The organism is Streptomyces sp. NPDC040432 (assembly GCF_055595445.1).
On the sequence record NZ_JBVIVP010000002.1, the window covers coordinates 266052 to 286247 of the forward strand.

Genomic DNA, 20196 nt, shown 5'->3' on the forward strand with positions numbered 1-20196 from the left:
CCGCCCGCACCGACACTCCTCGCCGCCGTCTCATTCCACGGTCTGGCGGCCCTCGGGGCGGGCGCTGCACGCGCTGCGGAAGGAGCAGCGGGCGCAATGTTCGCCGGTGGCGGGGGCGAAGCGTTCGTCGAGGACCCGGCCGGCGGCGGTGGCCAGGAGGTCACCGACCCACTCGCCGGAGGTTCCGTCGTGGAGGGGCTGCTGCGCCTGGACCTTCGGGATCTCGTCGCCGCCGTCCTTCTTGGCGGCGCCCTGGCGCAGCTGGACGAGTTCGGCGCCGCCGGGTTCGGGGCGCAGGCCGTCGAAGACCTCGTCGACGGCGCCCTCGCGTACGGCGAGCTGGTAGACGGCGAGCTGGGGGTGGCGGGCGACCTCGTCCTTGGTCGGGGTGGCCTTGCCGGTCTTGAAGTCGACGACGTACGCGCGGCCCTGCGGGTCGGCCTCGACGCGGTCCATGGAACCGCGGATCCGCACGGCGTACTCGCCCGCGTCGAGGGTGACGTCGAAGTCGTGCTCGGTGGCGACGGAGGCGCGGCCACCGCGGTCGGTGGTGTGCCAGCGCAGGAAGCGTTCCAGGGCGGCGCGGGCGTTGTCCTTCTCCTGGCGGGACTTCCAGGGGGCGTCGAAGGCGAGGGCGTCCCAGACGGAGTCGAGGCGTTCCATCAGCACGGCGAGGTCGGCGGGGGTGCGGCCGGAGGCGACCTCGTCGGCCAGGACGTGGACGACGTTGCCGAAGCCCTGGGCGGCGGTGGAGGGCGCGTCGGCCTTGACCTCGCGGCCCAGGAACCACTGGAGGGAGCAGGTGTTGGCGAGCTGGTCCAGGGCGCTGCCGGAGAGGGCGACGGGCCGGTCCCGGTCGCGGAGCGGGACGGTGCTGACGGTGGGTTCGTACAGGCCCCACCAGCGCTGCGGGTGCGCGGCGGGGACCAAGGGGCGGTCGTCGTCGTCGGTGAGCGCGGCGAGGCGGGCGAGCCGGCGGGCGGCGGCGTCGCGCAGGGCCTCGGAGGCGTCGGGGTCGACGGTGGTGGCGCGCAGCTCGGCGACGAGGGCGGGTACGGCGAGGGGTCGGCGGGGCCGTCCGGTGACGTCCTTGGGGGTGACGCCGAGTTCGGTGAGGAAGCGGGAGGGCTGGTCGCCGTCCTCGGCGGGGGCCTTGACCGCGGTGACGACGAGGCGGTGGCGGGCACGGGTGGCGGCGACGTAGAAGAGCCGCCGTTCCTCTGCGAGGAGCGCGCCGGGGGTGAGGGGTTCGGCGAGGCCGTCGCGGCCGATCCGGTCGGCTTCGAGGAGGGAGCCGCGGCGGCGCAGGTCGGGCCAGAGCCCTTCCTGGACCCCGGCGATGACGACGAGGCCCCATTCGAGGCCCTTGGAGCGGTGGGCGGTCATCAGGGTGACGGCGTCGCGGCGGACGGCCCGGGTGGTGAGGGTGTCGGCGGCGATGTCCTCGGCTTCGAGCTGTTCGAGGAAGTTGAGCGCGCCGCGGCCGCCCGTACGTTCTTCCGCGCGGGCGGCGTTGTCGAAGAGGGCGCAGACGGCGTCGAGGTCGCGGTCGGCGTTGCGGCCGGCGGCTCCGCCGCGGCGGGCGCCGCGTTCGAGGCGTTGCGGCCAGGGGGTGCCGTCCCAGAGTGCCCACAGGGCCTCTTCGGCGGTGCCGCCGCCCTGGAGGAGTTCGCGGGCCTTGCGCAGGAGCAGGCCGAGGCGCTGCGCTCCGCGGGCGTAGGCGGGGTCGTGGGCGGTGAGCCGCTCGGGTTCGGCGAGGGCGCGGGCCAGCAGGACGTCGGAGGGCGCGGGGGCGGTGACCCCGGCGGCCCGTTCCTCGTCGCGCAGTGCCCGGCCGAGCCGGCGCAGGTCGGCGGCGTCCATCCCGCCGAGCGGCGACCCGAGCAGCGTGAGCGCGTCCTCGACACCGACCCAGCCCTCGCCCCCGACGACCACCGGTCCGTCACCGCTGTGGCCGTCGGCGTCGGCGCCCGCGTCCGCATGGGCGTCACTGTCCACGTCGGCGTCGGCGTCGGTGTCCGCGTCACCGTCCACGTCGGCGTCGGCGTCGGCGTCGGCGTCGGCGTCGGTGTCCGCGTCACCGTCCACGTCGGCGTCGGCGTCGGCGTCGGCGTCCGGCCCGGTATCCGTCGCCGTGTCGGAGGCCGCGATTCCGGCGCCGCCCCCGGCGCGCTCGGCGCCGTCGACCGAGCCGGTCACCGGGCCCGAGACCGGGTCGGCCGGGGCCTCGTCGGACGCCGCTTCCGCAGCCGAGCCGTCGACGGCACCGGTCACCGAAGCGGAGCCGGGCTCGACGGTGCCGGACGGAGCCCCTTCGGACGCCGCTTCCGCGGCCGAGCCGGCGGTGGCGGCCTTCGGCCCGCCCGGGGCTCCGGTGGGGCCGGTCGGGTCGGAAGCGGGGCCGTCGGTGGCGGCCGGGTGCCCCGCCGACGCCCCTCCCGCGACCGAGCCGTCGGCGGAGCCGGTCGGGTCGGAGCCCGAACCGGGGGGCGGGGTCGGCATCGTGGCCGCCGTGGCGGCGAGGCGCAGGGCCGTCAGGAGGGGGGCGACGGCCGGTTCGTGGCGCAGTGCGGTGGCGGAGGCGTCCGTCTCGGCCGGGACGCCCGCCGTGACGAGCGCGCGGCGCATCGCCGGGAGGGTGCGGCCTCCGGAGCGGACGAGGACGGCCATGTCCTGCCAGGGCACCCCGTCCTCCAGGTGGGCGCGGCGCAGGACGTCGGCGATGTTGTCGAGCTCGGACCCGGCCGTCGGGTAGGTGTACACCTCGACGCCGCCGCCCTCCCGCACCGGCCGGAGCGCCCGGTGGGCCTTGACGGCCGCGGACGGAAGGCGCGGCACGGGCATGCGGGTGGTCAGCAGCCGGGTGGCGGCGAGCAGCGCGGAGCCCGAGCGGCGGCCGACGGTGAGGGCCCGCACGGCCGCGCCGGGGAAGGCGGACTCGAAGTCCAGGACGTTGTTGATGTCGGCGCCGCGGAAGGCGTAGATCGACTGGTCGGGGTCGCCGAAGGCGACGAGCGTGCCGCCGGGGCCGTTCAGGGCGCGCAGCAGTCGCAGCTGGGAGGCGTCGGTGTCCTGGTACTCGTCGACGAGGATCACGTCGTACGCGGAGGCGAGGGCGGGGGTGCCCTCGGCGAGCAGGACGGCCCGGTGCAGGAGTTCGGCGTAGTCGAGGGCGCCCTGGAGGTCGAGGACGTCGAGGTACTCGGAGAGGAAGGCCGCGGCGGCCTTCCAGTCGGGGCGTCCGAGCCGGGTGGCGAACGAGTCGAGCGCGGCCGGGCCGAGGCCGAGCTCGCGGGCGCGGGCCAGGACGGCGCGGACCTCGTCGGCGAAGCCTCGGGTCGTCAGCGCGGCCCGCAGGTCGTCGGGCCAGCGGATGGAGCGGTGCCGGCGCTGGCCCTCCAGCAGGGTGCGGACCATGACGTCCTGCTCGGGTCCGGACAGCAGCCGCAGCGGGTCGGCGAAGAGTTCGTGGTCCTGGTGGGCCCGGACGAGTCCGTAGCAGAACGAGTGGAAGGTGGTGGCCTGCGGGGCGCGGGCTCCGCCGAGGCGCAGGGCGGCCCGGTCGCGCAGTTCCACGGCGGCCTTGCGGCTGAAGGTGAGGATCAGGATGCGGGCGGGGTCGGTCCCGGCCTCGACGCGGGCGGCGGCGGCCTCGACGAGGGTGGTGGTCTTGCCGGTGCCCGGTCCGGCGAGGACCAGGAGCGGTCCGTCGGTGTGATCAACCACCGCGCGTTGGTCTGCGTCCAGCACAGGGGGAGCCACCCGCTCCGGCCCGGTGCGCACCAGGCGGTACGCGTCGGCAGCCCGCGTACGCCGCTCTGAGCGGCCGGAGGAAGAGGTGATCACGTGAGGTGCCGGTCCTGGTGGGTCTGCGGTTGCTGCGGTGGTGACGGCGGCGACGGGAACTGCGTCGGCCGGACCCGTCGCGTGCGCCGAAGGGGCCACGCTACGCCAATCGCGCCGGCTGCCGCAGTCCCCCGTCGGGGGGTGGGACGTCGCCCCGGAGGGCTCCGATGTCGTCCCCCGTACGGGCCTTCGACCGCCCGCCGCCGCTCCGCATGGCCGAAGCTGTCAGGTGTGAGCCTCGTCGCCTCCGTCCCGTTCGTCACCGCCGTCCCAGCGGGCCCGCCTCATGTCCAGTCGCGGTTCGCCGGAGGCGGTCTCGCGCAGCGGAGTGCCCTCGGCCCGGTAGTGCTCCAGGGCCCGCCGCTCGCTGCCGGGCAGGGGGCGGCCGTCCGCCCGTACGACCCGCCACCAGGGGACGGCTCCTCCGTACAGGGCCATGACGCGGCCGACTTGCCGGGGTCCGCCCTCGTCGATCCACTCCGCGACGTCGCCGTACGTCATCACCCGGCCGGGCGGAATCCGCTCGGCCGCTTCCAGCACCCGCTCCGCGTGGGCGGGCAGCTCTTCGCTCATCCGGCACATGCTGCCCGATGCCACCGACATCCGGACGGAAGCTTCGGTTCCATACCGGCGCGCACCCTGCTGCCCCGGCCGACCGTCGGTCCGTGCCACCATCTTCCGGGCGGTGACTGGTGATACGTGATCAAGAAGAGACGGATGTGACGGCGAAGGAGCAGGGTGTGAGCCCTCCGGACGGCAGTACGCCGGGCGCGGGCCGGGGCGGCCGCAAGGGCCGTGGCAAGGGCCGTCGTCGGGGCGGCCGCGCCGGTGACGGCGGGGAGGCGGGCAGAGGCCGCGGCCCCGGACCGGACACCGGCCCGGACACCGCCGCCCTCGCCGAGGCACGCCCCGACGCGGGCGCGGACGCCGGAACCGACGCGGCGGCGACGGGCTCGGGCGGTGCCGCACACCCCGCCGGCCCCGAAGCCCGGACCGACGACGCCCGACCCGATGCCCGGCAGGACGGGACCCGGTCCGACGACACCCGGTCCGACGACGCGCACCCCGACGACCCTCCCGGTCACCACCCCACGGCCGCCGACCGCGTCGAGGTGGACGAGCCGTTGCTCGCCGCCCGCGTGCACCGGCCCTCCGACCTCGTACGGCTCCTGGCGGGCGTCCTCGGCATCGCCGTCGTCCTGGCCATCGCCGCCTTCGCCCACGCCACCACCGCGGGCCTGGAGCAGGACATCACCAAGGGCACCGGTCAGGCGCCCGACCTGTTGATCAAGGTCGCGGGCCTGGTGTCCTCGATCGCGGTGCTGCTGGTCCCGGTGGCGTTCGCCATCGAGCGCCTGATCAAACGCGACGGACTGCGCATCGCCGACGGCGTCCTCGCCGCGGTCCTCGCGCACGGCGTCACCCTCGCCACCGACCTGTGGGTCTCCCAGGCGGCCTCCGCCACCGTCCAGGACGCCCTCACCCGGCCCACCGGGGTCGCCGGGGCGCTCACCGATCCGGTGCACGGCTACCTCGCGCCCGTGATCGCGTACATGACGGCGGTCGGGATGACGCGGCGGCCCCGATGGCGGGTCGCGCTGTGGGTGGTGCTGCTGCTGGACGCCTTCGCGATGCTGGTCAGCGGCTACACCACACCCTTCTCGATCATCCTGACGGTGCTGATCGGCTGGAGCGTCGCGTACGGCACCCTGTACGCGGTCGGCTCGCCGAACGTGCGGCCGACCGGGCAGAACCTCCTCGCCGGACTGCGCCGGGTCGGCTTCCAGCCGGTCAGCGCGATGCGCGCGGAGGCACCCGACGGGGACGGCGCCGAGGTCGGGGACCGGGGGCGGCGCTACCACGTCACCCTGGAGGACGGGCCCGCGCTGGACGTCACCGTCGTCGACCGCGAGCAGCAGGCCCAGGGGTTCTTCTACCGGGTGTGGCGGCGGCTGACCCTGCGCGGGATCACCACGCGACGCAGCATCCAGTCGTTGCGCCAGGCCCTGGAGCAGGAGGCCCTGCTCGCCTACGCGGCCATCGCGGCCGGGGCGAACGCGCAGAAGCTGATCGCCACCTCCGAGCTGGGTCCGGACGCCGTGATGCTCGTGTACGAGCACCTGGGCGGGCGGAACCTGGACGCGCTGGCCGACGAGGAGATCACCGACGAACTGTCCCGCAACGCGTGGGAGCAGGTACGGGCCCTCCAGTCGCGGCGCATCGCGCACCGCAGGCTCACCGGGGACGCCCTGGTGGTGGATCGTTCCGGCAAGGTCATCCTCACCGACCTGCGCGGCGGCGAGATCGCCGCCGGTGACCTGGTGCTGCGCATGGACATCGCGCAGCTGCTGACGACGTTGGGCCTGCGGGTCGGTCCGGAGCGGTCGGTGGCCTCTGCGGTCTCGGTGCTCGGGCCCGACGCGGTGGCCGACTGTCTGCCGCTGCTCCAGCCGATCGCGCTGAGCCGCTCCACCCGCTCGACGCTGCGCAGGCTCGCGCGGGAACGGGCGGCCCGGGAGCGGGAAGCCGTACTGGAGTCCTCGCGGATCGCGAAGGCGGAGCGCGAGGCGGACGCCGAGCAGGCGGCCTCGTCGACCAGCCCGGCGGCCGAGCGCAAGGCGGAGAAGCGGGCGCTGGACGACGCCATGGAGGAGGCGCGGGAGGAGGACCTCCTCAGCCAGATCCGCCGGCAGGTGCTGCTCATCCGTCCGCAGGCGCCGGTGGAGCCGGCCCGGCTGGAACGGATCAGGCCGCGCACGCTGGTGTCGTTCATCGCGGCGGCCTTCGCGGCGTACTTCCTGCTGTCGCAGATCGCCGACCTGCAACTCGGGACGATCATCGCGAACGCCGAGTGGGGCTGGGTCGGGGCGGCGCTGGCCTTCTCTGTGCTCAGCTACTTCGCCGCCGCGATGAGCCTGCTGGGCTTCGTGCCCGAGCGGGTGTCCTTCCTGCGGACGGTGGTCGCCCAGGTGGCGGGCTCCTTCGTGAAGCTGGTGGCACCGGCCGCGATCGGTGGTGTCGCGCTGAACACCCGCTTCCTCCAACGGGCCGGGATCCGGCCGGGCCTGGCGGTCGCGAGCGTCGGCGCCTCACAGCTGTTCGGCCTGGCCAGCCACATCCTGCTGCTGCTGGCGTTCGGCTACCTGACGGGCACCGAGAAGACCCCGGAGATGACGCCGTCCCGGGCGGTCATCGCGGGTCTGCTGACGGTGGCGGTCCTCGTACTGGTCGTGACGGCGGTGCCGTTCCTGCGGAAGTTCGTCGTGACGCGGGTACGGGCCCTGTTCGCGGGTGTCGTCCCGCGCATGCTCGACATCCTCCAGCGACCGCAGAAGCTCCTCACCGGCATCGGCGGCATGCTGCTGCTGACGGGCTGCTTCGTCCTGTGCCTGGACGCCTCGATCCGGGCCGTCGGGGGCGGCGAGGACATCAGTTACGCGAGCATCGCCGTGGTCTTCCTCGCCGGCAACGCCCTGGGCTCGGCGGCGCCGACGCCGGGTGGCATCGGCGCGGTGGAGGCCGCGCTCGTGGTCGGCCTGGTCGCGGCCGGCCTGGACCGGGACATCGCCATCTCGGCCGTGCTGCTGTTCCGCACGATGACCTTCTGGCTGCCGGTCCTGCCGGGCTGGATCTCGTTCAACTTCCTGACCCGCAAGGAAGCGATCTAGGGAGCGATCCGGGGACCCGGGGTTCCGGGCCGGTTCCCCGGATCGCCTCATCGCCCGGACTCGGGGCCCCGCTCGGGCCCGGCCGCGTGGCCGGCTCGGAGGGGGAAGGCCGCCTGGAACGCGAGCCTCGGGCCGGCCCCCGCACCGATCCGTTCGAGCCGGGTGTCGAGCGCGAGGTACTCCTCCCACGGGGGCCGCCCGGTCGCCCCGCTGAGCCGGCTGACGAGGAGGTCCTCCAGCTCCGGGACCCGCTTGTCCTTCCACACCTTGTCGGCGGTGCTGACCAGGAGGTCCTCCGTCAGCACGCCGGGCCCCGTCCAGGAGGCGTGGGTACCGGCGAACCGGGCGAGTTCGGCGGGGAAGCCGCGTTCCATCAGCAGGATCCGGCCGGCCTCCTCGTGGGCCGAGCCCGGTCCGGACAGTTCCTCCGGGTGCAGGGTCTTGCCGATGTCGTGGGTGGCGGCCCCGAAGAGCACGGCCTCCCGGTCGAAGGCGAGGCCCGGGCACCGGTCGCCGACCCATTCGGTGAGCTGCCACGCCACGTCGTGGACGGCCCTCAGGTGGGCGGCGAGCCGGGGAGGGGCGTCGAGGGAGCGCAGCAGTTCGGCCACCACCGGCGGCAGCGGCCTCAGGGCGGGCTCGGCGTCGGATTCCAGGGCGCGGGAGAGGGCGTCGGCTGAGGGCATCGGGGCAGGATAGGACTCCGGCCGCCGGGGCGCGACGGACGCGCACGCCTCAGAACGCCAGGAGCAGGGTGGTCAGGAGGGCCGCCGAGAGGGTGAGTTCGACCGCGCCGACCAGTGGGGGCCGCAGACCGCGGCCCGGGAGCACGGCCGCGCGGACGAGGCAGGCGGTGAAGGTCGGGGCCAGCCAGGCGGACAGGGCGCTCGCCGCGGCCAGGGCCACCGCGTGGTAGGCGATCGAGCCGCGCCGGTACGCCCGGGAGCGGCGCTCGCGGATCATCGTCTTCACGTACGGCACGGTCCCCGCGAAGTAGAGCAGGCAGGCCAGGGCGGGGCGCCAGGTGGTCGCGGGGGCCGCGCCGCCGAGTCGGGCCGCGACGAGCAGCATGCCGCAGGCCGGGACCACCGCGACGAGGCCGTTGACCAGGGCCCGTTCCCGGCCCCGCACCGCGTACCGGGTGTTCACCGCGACGAAGGGCGCCGCCGCCGCGCCCGCGATCAGCAGCCAGGGGTTCAGGAGCACCGGCGGCAGGGCCGCCGTCCCGGCCGCGGCGCCGAGGACCACGGCCGGCCGGCCGTGCCGGGCGGCCGAGCGCAGGCCGCGCGCCCACAGCCGCAGCCACTGCTGGGCGTGGAAGACGGCGGCGTACCCGAGCAGCCAGGCGGCGAGGAGCAGGAGGTGTTCCGGTCCGGGCCGGGGCGAGAGGAAGGTGCCCGCGAGGAAGGGCACGGCCAGCATCGCCCACGCCCCGTGCTGATCGGGGATCCAGCGGTACCCGACGGCTGCCGGCATCCGGGCCTCCTCCTGTTGCCGCGCCCCGACCGGCACGCCCACGGCGCGATTCGCCCATGACCCCGCGCGGTTGGGGTCCCCTCCAGGGTGGACCCGCTCGGCCCGCGAAAGTGCGGAAGGAGGTCACGGGTGGACGGGACCTTTGTCACCGGGTTCGCGTGCGCGGCGGGCGTAGCGTCGTTCCGGGGTCCGTTCCGTCCCGTTTCCCGCCCTGGAGGGTCGTTGTGCACGAGCGTCAGAAGAGCCGCCGGGGGCGTCCGGAGAGCCAGGGCCGTCCGGAGGACCGGCCGCAGCCGGACGCCGTCGAGTCGCTGATCAGGGCGGGCAGTTTCTTCACCCGCGCCGAGGTGTCCGACGACCTGCGCACGGTGCACCGGACGGGCGGCCGCGCGGCCGAGACCTTCTACCGGGACCGGTGGAGCCACGACAAGGTCGTGCACTCCACGCACGGTGTGAACTGCACGGGCTCCTGCCGGTGGAAGGTGTTCGTCAAGGACGGCATCATCACCTGGGAGACCCAGGCGACCGACTACCCGTCCGTCGGCCCGGACCGCCCCGAGTACGAGCCGCGCGGCTGTCCGCGCGGTGCCTCGTTCTCCTGGTACTCCTACTCCCCCACCCGGGTCCGGTACCCGCTCGTGCGCGGCACGCTGCTGGAGATGTACCGCGAGGCCAAGGCGCGCCTGGGCGACCCGGTCGCTGCGTGGGCGGACGTCCAGGGCGATCCGGAGCGCCGGCGAGCGTACCAGCGGGCGCGCGGCAAGGGCGGTCTGGTGCGGGCCACTTGGGAGGAGGCGACCGAGATCATAGCCGCCGCGCACGTGCACACCATCGCGGAGCACGGTCCGGACCGGGTCGCGGGCTTCTCGCCGATCCCCGCGATGTCGATGGCCTCGCACGCGGCGGGCGCCCGTTTCCATTCCCTCATCGGGGCACCGATGTTGAGCTTCTACGACTGGTACGCCGACCTCCCGGTGGCCTCGCCGCAGGTGTTCGGCGACCAGACGGACGTGCCCGAGTCGGGCGACTGGTGGGACGCGGCGTACCTGATGATGTGGGGCTCGAACGTCCCCGTGACCCGTACTCCGGACGCGCACTGGATGACGGAGGCCCGCTACCGGGGCCAGAAGGTCGTCACCGTCTCCCCGGACTTCGCGGACAACACGAAGTTCGCCGACGAGTGGATGCACCCGCACCCCGGGACGGACGGGGCGTTGGCCCTGGCGATGGGGCACGTCGTCCTCAAGGAGTTCTTCGTGGAGAAGGAGACCCCCTTCTTCACCGACTACGTCCGCCGGTACACCGACCTGCCGTTCCTGGTCTCGCTGACGGAGACCGAACGGGGGCTGGTGCCGGGCAAGTTCGTCACGGCCGCCGACCTGGGGCAGGACACCGGGAACGCCGAGTGGAAGACCGTTCTCGTCGACGACGTCACCGGTGAGCCCGTCGTGCCGAACGGTACGCTCGGGCACCGTTGGGGGAAGAACGAGACGCCCGAGTGGAACCTGGACCTCGGGGACACCGTGCCCCGGCTGTCCCTCCTCGGGGAGGGCGCGAGCGCCGAGATCGTCCTGCCGCGCTTCGAGGACGACGAGCGGGGCGGCACCGTCCGGCGCGGGGTGCCCGTGCGGCGGCTCGGTGGCCGCCTCGTCACCACGGTCTTCGACCTGATGCTGGCGCAGTACGGGGTCGGCCGCCCGGGCCTGCCCGGCGAGTGGCCCACCGGGTACGAGGACGCCTCGCAGCCCGGCACCCCCGGTTGGCAGGAGTCGCTGACGTCGGTGCCGGCCGCCCAGGCGGCCCGTGTGGCAAGGGAGTTCGCGGAGACGGCCGAACGCTCCGGCGGGCGCTGCATGATCCTGATGGGCGCCGGCACCAACCACTGGTTCCACTCGGAGACGATCTACCGGTCGTTCCTGGCGCTGCTCACCCTGACCGGATGTCAGGGCCGCAACGGCGGTGGCTGGGGGCACTACGTCGGCCAGGAGAAGTGCCGTCCGGTGACGGGCTGGGCCACTCTGGCCGCCGCCTCCGACTGGTCGCGGCCGCCGCGCCAGATGATCGGCGCGGCCTGGTTCTACCTGCACACCGACCAGTGGCGCTACGACACCCTGCCCGCCGAGGCGTTGGCGTCGCCGCTCGCTTCGGGCGCCTTCGCGGGGATGACCGGCGCGGACTGCCTGGCGGCGAGCGCGCGCATGGGCTGGATGCCGTCGTACCCGACCTTCGACCGCAATCCGCTGGAGCTCGCGGAGGCCGAGGACCCGGTTGCCGAAACGGTTCGCCGGCTGGAGGACGGCACGCTGGGCTTCGCCGGCGAGGACCCGGACGCCCCGCGCAACTGGCCGCGCGTGCTGAACGTGTGGCGGGCCAACCTCCTCGGTTCCAGCTCCAAGGGCAACGAGTACTTCCTCAAGCACCTCCTGGGGACCCATTCCAACCTCCCCGACGACGGCCCGCGTTGCGAGCCGAGGGACGTCACCTACCGGGAGGAGGACGTGGAGGGGAAGCTGGACCTGCTGATGTCCATGGACTTCCGGATGACGTCCACGACGCTGCTGTCGGACGTCGTCCTCCCGGCGGCCACCTGGTACGAGAAGCACGACCTGTCCTCGACGGACATGCACCCCTTCCTGCACGCGTTCACCCCGGCCGTGGACCCGCCCTGGCAGGCCCGTTCCGACTACGACGCCTTCCTCGCGATCGCCCGCCGCTTCGGCGAGCTGGCCGGCCCCCGGCTCGGCGTCCGCAAGGACCTCGTCGCGACCGCGCTCCAGCACGACACGGCGGGCGGCGAGATGGCCCAGCCCGGCGGGGTGGCCCTGGACTGGTCGAAGGGCGAGTGCCCGCCCGTACCCGGTCGGACCATGTACAACCTGACGGTCGTCGAGCGGGACTACGGGGCGGTCGGTGAGAAGTTCGCCGCGCTCGGACCGCTCGTGGACCGGCTCGGCGTCACGACGAAGGCCATCACCTACGACGTCGCCGAGGAGGTCACCTACCTCGGCGAGAAGAACGGCCTGGTCAGGGGTGGGATCGCGGACGGCCGTCCGCGTTTGGACACGGCCCGGCGGGCCTGCGAGGCGATCCTCTCCCTGTCCGGTACCTCCAACGGAAGGCTGGCGACCCAGGGGTTCGAGACGTTGGAGAAGCAGGTCGGCACGCACATGGCCCATCTGGCCGCCGAGGCCGAGGGCAAGCGGATCACCTTCGCGGACACGCAGGCGCGGCCGGTCCCGGTGATCACCTCGCCCGAGTGGTCGGGCTCCGAGGCCGGCGGGCGGCGCTACACGGCCTTCACCGTGAACACGGAGCACCTCAAGCCCTGGCACACCCTCACCGGCCGCCAGCACTTCTTCATCGACCACGACTGGCTGCACGAGGTCGGGGAGTCCCTCCCCGTCTACAAGCCGCCGCTGAACATGCACACCCTGTACGGGGAGCCCGAGCTGGGCGTCGTCGACGGGAAGTCGGTCGCCGTCCGCTACCTGACCCCGCACAACAAGTGGGCGATCCACAGCCAGTACCAGGACAACCTCTACATGATGACGCTCGGCCGGGGCGGTCAGACGGTGTGGATGTCCCCGCAGGACGCCGAGGCGATCGGTGTCGCGGACAACGACTGGATCGAGGCGGTCAACCGCAACGGCGTGGTCACCGCCCGCGCGATCGTCTCCCACAAGATGCCGCCCGGCACGGTCTACATGAACCACGCGCAGGAGCGGACCGTCGGCGTCCCGAAGACGGAGAGGACCGGGCGCCGCGGCGGCATCCACAACTCGCTGACCCGGGTGATGCTCAAGCCCACCCACCTGATCGGCGGCTACGCCCAACTGACCTGGGCCTTCAACTACCTCGGCCCGACGGGGAACCAGCGCGACGAGGTGACGGTCATCCGCCGCCGCGAGCAGAAGGTGGAGTACTGATCCGCATGCGCGTCATGGCACAGATCGCGATGGTCATGAACCTCGACAAGTGCATCGGCTGCCACACCTGTTCGGTCACCTGCAAGCAGGCATGGACCAACCGGCAGGGCACCGAGTACGTCTGGTTCAACAACGTGGAAACCCTCCCCGGCCAGGGCTACCCGCGCCGCTGGGAGGACCAGGGGAAGTGGAAGGGCGGCTGGGAACGCACCCGCTCCGGGCGGCTGCGCCTGCGGGCCGGCGGGCGTCTCGCCAAGCTGGGCAAGATCTTCGCGAACCCGGACCTCCCGGGGATCGACGACTACTACCAGCCGTGGACGTACGAGTACAAGAACCTCACCGAGGCCCCGGCCGGCGACGACATGCCCACGGCCCGACCCGTCTCCCAGATCACCGGCGAGCCCATCGACACGATCGAATGGGGCCCCAACTGGGACGACAACCTCGGCGGCGCCCCCGCGCACGCGCCGAAGGACCCGATGGTGGAGAAGATCCGCGACGAGGTGGGCGAGAAGATCCGCTTCGAGTTCGAGCAGAGCTTCATGTTCTACCTCCCGCGGATCTGCGAGCACTGCCTGAACCCGGCGTGCGTCTCCTCCTGTCCCTCGGGCGCGATGTACAAGCGCGAGGAGGACGGCATCGTCCTCGTCGACCAGGACCGCTGCCGCGGATGGCGGATGTGCGTGACGGGCTGCCCGTACAAGAAGGTGTACTTCAACCACCACACCGGCAAGGCCGAGAAGTGCACGTTCTGCTTCCCGCGCATCGAGGTTGGCATGCCCACCGTGTGCTCCGAGACCTGCGTCGGCCGGATGCGCTACCTCGGCGTGATGCTCTACGACGCCGACGCGGTGGCGCGCGCCGCGGCCGTCGAGGACGAGCACGACCTCTACCCCGCCCAGTTGGACTGCTTCCTCGACCCGCACGACCCGGCCGTGGCCGCGGCAGCCCGCGAGGCCGGCATCACGGACGAGTGGCTGGAGGCGGCCCGCGAGTCCCCGGTGTACGACCTGATCGCCACCTACCAGGTCGCGCTCCCCCTCCATCCGGAGTACCGCACCATGCCGATGGTCTGGTACGTCCCCCCGCTGTCCCCCGTGGTCGAGGCGGTCGCCGCCACCGGCAGCGACGGCGAGGACGCGGGCAACCTCTTCGGGGCGATCGACGCGCTGCGCATCCCCGTCGAGTACCTGGCCGCGATCCTCACGGCGGGCGACGCGTACGCCGTCGAGGCGGTGCTGCGCCGGATGGCGGCCATGCGGGCCTACATGCGGAAGATCAACCTCGGCGAGCCGACGGACGAGTCCATCGCCGCCGCGGTCGGGCTGACCGGCCGCGAGATGGAGGACATGTTCCGGCTGCTGGCCATCGCCAAGATCGAGGACCGGTACGTGGTCCCCACGGCCGCCCGCCCCGAGGCGGACGCGCTCGCCGACACCCACCCGCTCGACGCCGGCTGCCCCGTGGGCGAGCCCGCGCAGCCCCGGGTGATGCTCAACCTCAGTCCCACCAGGAGGAGTTCGTGAACCCCCATGGCCTGGTACGCCTGGTCGCCGGCTGTGTCCTGCAGTACCCGGGCGAGCACTTCCACGACGAGCTCCCCCGGCTCCGGGCGGCCCTCACCGGGGCACCCGCCGAACCGGCCGCGCTGCTCGGAGCGTTCCTCGACCACACCGAACGGCTGGGGCCGATCGAGCTGTGCGCCGAGTACACCTCCACGTTCGACACCCGCAACCGGCGCTGCCTGTACCTGACCTGGTGGACCGACGGCGACACCCGCCGGCGGGGGCTGTCCCTCGTCCGCCTCAAGCGGATCTACCGGGACTTCGGACTGGAGTTCGCCGGCGAGGAGCTCCCCGACTTCCTGCCGGTGGCCCTGGAGTTCGCGGCGCTGCGGGAGGAGGCCGGTACCGAGCTGCTCCAGGAGCACCGGGCCGGGCTGGAGCTGCTGCGCCTCGCGCTCACCGAGTCCGGGTCCCCGTACGCCCGGGTCCTGGAGGCCGTCTGCTCGACCCTGCCCGGCACCTCGCCGCAGACCCGGGCGGCGGCGAAGGCGCTGGCGCGCAACGGGCCGCCGCAGGAGCTGGTGGGCGCGGGCTCGGCCCTCGAACCGTTCGGCCCGGGCATCGACCCGCCGCAGGACCTCCCGGTCGACTTCCCGGTAGTGCTCGCGGGCGGCTTCCCGCCCGGCCGGACCGCCGACCTCCCCTGGCCCACCACCGGAAGGAGGACGGCCTGATGGACCTCCTGCTGTGGGGCGTGCTGCCGTACGTCTCGATCGCCCTGCTCGTCGCGGGCACCGTCTGGCGGGCCCGGTACGACCAGTTCGGTTGGACCACCCGCTCCTCGCAGTCGCACGAGTCCCGGCTGCTGCGGATCGGCTCCCCGCTCTTCCACTTCGGCATGCTCTTCGTCGTCGTGGGCCACGTCGTGGGCCTGCTCATCCCGATGGACTGGACCGACGCCCTCGGGCTGAGCGACCACGCCTACCACCTCCTCGCCGTCTCCACCGGGGCCGTCGCGGGCGTCGCCGCCGCCGCGGGCATCGGGATCCTGGTGTACCGACGGTTCAAGGTCCCGGCGGTCCGCCGGGCGACCCTGCGCGGCGACCACCTGATGTACACGTTCCTGCTCGGGGCGATGGCCCTCGGGCTGACCGCCACGCTCCTCAACTCGACCGGTGGGACCGGCGGTTACAACTACCGCGAGGGCGTCTCGGTCTGGTTCCGGAGCCTGTTCGCCCTCACCCCCGACTACGGGTTGATGGCCGGCGCTCCGCTGGTCTTCAAGCTGCACGTCCTGTTCGGCCTGACCCTGTTCGCGCTGATCCCGTACTCGCGGCTGGTGCACATGTTCTCCGCGCCGCTGAAGTACCTGGCCAGGCCGTACGTGGTCTACCGGCGGCGCGATCCCCGGCAGACGGCGAACCGCCCGCAGAGGCGGGGCTGGGAGCGGCTGTCATGAGGCCGCCCACCGTCGTGCGGCGGCCCCGGCACGCGGTCGCCGAGCGTCCCTTCCTCGTCATCTGGGAGGCCACCCGGGCCTGCCCGCTGGCCTGCCTGCACTGTCGGGCCGAGGCGGTGACGGCCCGCGACCCGCGCGAACTGGACGGGGCGGACGCCCGCCGGGTGATGGACCAGAGCGCCGCCTTCGGCCGGCCCGGCCCACTCTTCGTGATCACCGGCGGGGACCCGTTCCAGCGCGCCGACCTCACCGACCTCATCGCGTACGGGACCTCGCTGGGGCTGCGGGTCGCCGTCTCCCCCTCGGGCACCCCAACCCTGACCAGGGCGAACCTCGAAGCCGTCCGGAACGCCGGCGCGGTGGCCCTGTCCCTGTCCCTGGACGCCTCCACGGCCGCCCGGCACGACGCCTTCCGGGGCGTGCCCGGCGTGTACGAGCGGACCCTGGAGGGTTGGCGGGCCGCCCGCGAACTGGGCCTGAAGGTCCAGGTCAACACGACGGTCTCGCGGGACGGCCTGGAGGACCTCGCCGACATCGCGGCCCTCGTCCGGCGCGAGGGCGCGATGCTGTGGTCCGGCTTCCTGCTGGTGCCGACCGGCCGCGCGCGGGACCTGGACCCGCTCACCCCGGCCGAGATCGAGGACGTGCTGAACTTCCTCCACGACTGCGGCGCGGTGATGGCCACCAAGACGACGGAGGGCCACCACTTCCGCCGGGTCACCCTCCAGCGGACCGTGCTCGACGCGCACGGCGAGCGCCCCGCCCTCGGCCCGCTGTACGAGCGGCTGCGCGCCCGCGCCGACGAACTCGGGTTCTTCGAGGGCGCGCGGCGGGCCGTGCGCCGGGCCCCGATGGACGTCTCCTCGGGGCGCGGCTTCGTCTTCGTCTCGCACACCGGCGAGGTGCACCCGAGCGGCTTCCTGCCGCTGTCCGGCGGCAACGTCAAGGAACGCACGCTGGCCTCGGTCTACCGGGAGTCGCGGCTGTTCACCGAGCTGCGCGATCCGGAGCTGCTGCGCGGCCGGTGCGGGGCGTGCGAGTACAAGGCGGTGTGCGGGGGCTCGCGGTCGCGGGCGTACGGCGCCACCGGGGACGTACGGGCGGCGGACCCGTACTGCGCGTACGAGCCGGGCAGCTTTCCGTACCCGGGCGAGGTGGCGGCCCTGACCGAAAGCACGATGCGCTGAGCCCCACCCCTCCCATATGTTTCAAAAGGGAACATATCGTCCACGGCCGCAGGAGAAGACAATGCGTTCAGTGATCGTCGTCGGTGGCGGCATCAGCGGGCTGGCGGCCGCCTGGCAGCTGCGCGGACGCGCGGACGTCACCGTCCTGGAGGGACAGGCCCGGGTCGGCGGCAAGCTGCGCACGGGCACCATCGCCGGCATCACCGTCGACGAGGGCGCCGAATCACTGATGGCGCTGCGGCCCGAGGCCGTGGAACTGGCCGCGGCCGTCGGGCTCGGCAACGCGCTGCGCGACCCGGCGCAGTCCCCCACCACCATCTGGACCGACGGCGCCCTGCGTCCGCTGCCCGCCGGACACGTGATGGGCATCCCCACCGATCCGGCCGCCCTGACCGGTACCGGGCTGCTCTCCGCGGAGGGCGTCCGACGGGTCGCTGAGGAGGAGGCCCTCCCGGCCGTCCCGCTCACCGAGGACTGCTCCGTCAGCGCCTACCTCGGCGCCCGCCTCGGGCAGGAGGCTGTCGACCGGCTGGTCGAGCCGCTGCTCGGCGGGGTCTACGCGGGCCGTGCGGACCGGCTCTCGCTGCGCGCGGCGATGCCCCGGATCGCGGCCCTCGCCGAGCAGGGTGCCCCGCTGCTGCCCGCCCTGCGCCGGATGCGGGCCGCCGGGGCACCCCGCTCGGCCGCGGTGGCCGTCCAGGGCGTGGCCGGCGGCACGGGCCGCTTCCCGCAGGCCGTGGCACGGGCGTGCGGCGCGCGCATCCTCACCGGTACCACGGCCCGCTCCCTGCACCGGCTGCCGGGCGGCGGCTGGCGCGTACAGGCGATGACCTCCGACGGCCCGCTGACGATGGACGCCGACGCCGTGATCCTCGCGCTCCCCGCCTTCGCCGCAGCCGAGTTGCTGCGACCGCACTCCCCCCTCGCGGAGGAGGAACTGGCGGCCATCCCCCACGCCTCGACGGCCGTCGTCACCATGGCCTTCGCCCGGGCCCGGTCCCACTTCCTGCCGCAGGGCAACGGGTTCCTCGTGCCGGCCCGGGACGGCCACACGATCAAGGCCGCCTCGTTCCTGTCCAACAAGTGGGCCTGGCTCCACGACTCGGCGCCCTCGGTGTTCGTCCTGCGTGCCTCCATCGGCCGGATCGGCGAGGACGAACTGCTGGACCGGCCCGACCGGCACCTGGTGCGCACCGCCATCGCCGAACTCCACCACGCGGTGGGGCCCATGGGCGAACCCCTGGCCGCCCGCGTGACCCGCTGGGACCGGGGTCTGCCGCAGTACGGCGTCGGTCACCGGGAGCGGGTGACGCGGATCCGCGAGGCCGTCGGGAAGCTGCCCGGCCTCGCGGTGTGCGGAGCGGCCTACGAGGGCGTGGGCGTCGCGGCCTGCGTGGCGACGGGCCGCAACGCCGCGAAGGAGATCCTGGCCGACGACTGACTCCGGCGCCGGGAGGACGGGCCGCCGGACCCCCGAACGGCCCACGGCGCGGGCGCGGCGGCCATGGCCCCCGCAGGATGGGGAACATGCCGAGAAACGCCCTGCGGAACGCCGCTGCCGCCGCCCTCGCCGCCGCGCTGCTCACCACCGCCGCCTGTTCCGACGGGGGCGGCACGGAGAAACCCGGCGCCGACGGCTCCGGTGACGTCAAGCCCCTCAAGTGGGGCGATTGCGAAGCACCCACCGCCCTGCAGGGCGGTGGCCCGGCGCCCGCCAAGGACTGGCAGTGCGCCACCCTCGATGTGCCGCTCGACTACGCGGACCCCGGGGGCGAGACGATCCCGATCGCGCTGATCCGTGCCAAGGCCCGGGACCAGAAGAACCGGATCGGCTCGCTCGTCTTCAACTTCGGCGGTCCGGGCGGTTCCGGCATCGCCACCCTCCCCGGCGCGGCCAAGGAGTTCGACGCCCTGCGCGACCGGTACGACCTGGTCAGCTTCGACCCCCGGGGGGTGGGCGCCAGCGCACCCGTCCGGTGCGAGACCGACAAGCAGTTGGACGCGTACTACGCCCAGGACTCCTCCCCGACCACCCCCGCGCAGGAGAAGGCGTACCTGGACGCCATCAAGGAGTACCAGAAGGCCTGCCGGGCGAACTCGGGCCAGGTCCTGCCGTACGTCGGCACCGAGAACGCGGCGCGCGACCTGGACCGGATCCGTCAGGCCCTCGGCGACGAGAAGCTGAACTACTTCGGCATCTCCTACGGCACCGAACTCGGCGGGGTCTACGCACACCTCTTCCCCAAGAACGTCGGCCGGGCCGTGTTCGACGCCGTCGTGGACCCGACGCAGACCTCCGAACAGGGCTCCCTCGGCCAGGCCAAGGGTTTCCAGCTCGCCCTCGGTAACTTCGCGCAGGACTGCGTGGACCGGGGCGACGCCTGCCTGCTCCAGGGCAGCACGGCCAAGGAGATCGAGGAGAACGTCATCAAGCTCCAGAAGTCGCTGGCGGCCAAGCCCATCGCGGGCATCGGCGACCGGCAGCTCACGGAGAGCGCGGCGACCAACGGCATCGCGCAGGCCCTCTACTCCAAGGAGCTGTGGCCGCTGCTGGAGCAGGGCCTCGACGAGGCCGAGGGCGGTCAGGGCCAGCTGCTGATGGCCCTGTCCGACTCCCTCAACGGACGTGACCAGCAAGGGCGTTACAGCAACATCATGGCCGCGAACACGGCCATCAACTGCGCCGACTCCAAGGAGCGCTACACCCTGGAGCAGACCAGGGCCAAGCTCCCGGAGTTCCGCGCGGCGTCGCCCGTCTTCGGTGACTTCCTCGGCTGGGCCATGCTGAGCTGCACCGACTGGCCCGTGGCGGGCGCCTGGGAGACCCCGGACGTCTCCGCCCCCGGCTCCGCCCCGATCCTGGTGATCGGCAACACCGGCGACCCGGCGACCCCGTACGAGGGGGCCCGCAAGATGGTGGAGCGGCTCGGCGAGGGCGTGGGCGTGGAGCTGACCTACGAGGGCGAGGGCCACGGCGCCTACAACAGCGGTGACCCCTGCGTGCAGAAGGCGGTGAACGGCTACCTGCTGGACGGGAAGGTGCCGACCGCGAACTCCGTCTGCACGGCGGCCCCCGATGCCACGAAGACCCCGGACGGGCCGCAGGCCTCGGAGAGCACCTGAGCCCGG

The 20196-nt window shown here is 73.5% G+C and carries 12 protein-coding genes; 8 read left to right on the forward strand and 4 right to left on the reverse strand.

Annotation, left to right across the window (positions count from 1 at the left end; genetic code table 11):
• Positions 1-30: 30 nt before the first annotated feature.
• Together ACZ58N_RS04895 and ACZ58N_RS04900 are read right to left on the reverse strand one after the other, a co-directional pair.
• Positions 31-3783 carry a UvrD-helicase domain-containing protein gene (locus tag ACZ58N_RS04895; protein WP_471156547.1) on the reverse strand — a complete coding sequence of 1251 codons (3753 nt, stop codon included), beginning with the start codon at positions 3781-3783 and terminating at the stop codon, positions 31-33.
• Between the two features lie 288 nt (positions 3784-4071).
• Positions 4072-4419: an MGMT family protein gene (locus ACZ58N_RS04900; protein WP_471155671.1), complete on the reverse strand. Its 348-nt coding sequence runs from the start codon at positions 4417-4419 to the stop codon at positions 4072-4074.
• 167 nt (positions 4420-4586) lie between these two features.
• Between ACZ58N_RS04900 and ACZ58N_RS04905 the strand changes: the two genes are divergently transcribed.
• Positions 4587-7514, forward strand: coding sequence for a lysylphosphatidylglycerol synthase transmembrane domain-containing protein (locus ACZ58N_RS04905; protein WP_471155674.1), 2928 nt, complete (start codon positions 4587-4589; stop codon positions 7512-7514).
• 47 nt (positions 7515-7561) lie between these two features.
• Here the strand turns inward: ACZ58N_RS04905 and ACZ58N_RS04910 are convergent, their stop codons facing one another.
• Together ACZ58N_RS04910 and ACZ58N_RS04915 are read right to left on the reverse strand one after the other, a co-directional pair.
• On the reverse strand, positions 7562-8200 hold the full coding sequence (locus tag ACZ58N_RS04910) for an HD domain-containing protein (RefSeq protein ID WP_471155677.1): 639 nt from the start codon (positions 8198-8200) through the stop codon (positions 7562-7564).
• Positions 8201-8249: 49 nt separating this feature from the next.
• Entirely contained in the window at positions 8250-8990 is a 741-nt protein-coding gene (locus ACZ58N_RS04915) for a YwiC-like family protein (protein WP_471155680.1), read from the reverse strand.
• Positions 8991-9301: 311 nt separating this feature from the next.
• Between ACZ58N_RS04915 and ACZ58N_RS04920 the strand changes: the two genes are divergently transcribed.
• From ACZ58N_RS04920 to ACZ58N_RS04950, 7 genes are all read left to right on the forward strand, one after another.
• Positions 9302-12916 carry a nitrate reductase subunit alpha gene (locus ACZ58N_RS04920; protein WP_471156550.1) on the forward strand — a complete coding sequence of 1205 codons (3615 nt, stop codon included), beginning with the start codon at positions 9302-9304 and terminating at the stop codon, positions 12914-12916.
• Between the two features lie 5 nt (positions 12917-12921).
• Positions 12922-14442: a nitrate reductase subunit beta gene (gene narH, locus ACZ58N_RS04925; RefSeq protein WP_471155683.1), complete on the forward strand. Its 1521-nt coding sequence runs from the start codon at positions 12922-12924 to the stop codon at positions 14440-14442.
• Entirely contained in the window at positions 14439-15155 is a 717-nt protein-coding gene (narJ, locus tag ACZ58N_RS04930; protein WP_471155685.1) for a nitrate reductase molybdenum cofactor assembly chaperone, read from the forward strand. Before narH ends, narJ begins: the two co-directional genes overlap by 4 nt.
• The gene (gene narI / locus ACZ58N_RS04935; RefSeq protein WP_471155687.1) at positions 15155-15880 is read left to right on the forward strand and encodes a respiratory nitrate reductase subunit gamma; all 726 of its coding nucleotides are present in this window, start codon (positions 15155-15157) and stop codon (positions 15878-15880) included. The genes narJ and narI overlap by 1 nt, the downstream gene beginning before the upstream one ends.
• Positions 15877-17067 (forward strand): TIGR04053 family radical SAM/SPASM domain-containing protein, encoded by a 1191-nt coding sequence (locus ACZ58N_RS04940; protein ID WP_471155690.1) that lies wholly within the window; start codon positions 15877-15879, stop codon positions 17065-17067. The genes narI and ACZ58N_RS04940 overlap by 4 nt, the downstream gene beginning before the upstream one ends.
• Before the next feature lie 61 nt (positions 17068-17128).
• Entirely contained in the window at positions 17129-18508 is a 1380-nt protein-coding gene (hemG, locus tag ACZ58N_RS04945) for a protoporphyrinogen oxidase (RefSeq protein ID WP_471155693.1), read from the forward strand.
• 86 nt (positions 18509-18594) lie between these two features.
• A complete protein-coding gene (locus ACZ58N_RS04950) occupies positions 18595-20190 on the forward strand; it encodes an alpha/beta hydrolase (RefSeq protein WP_471155696.1) in 1596 nt (531 codons plus the stop codon).
• Positions 20191-20196 lie beyond the last annotated feature (6 nt).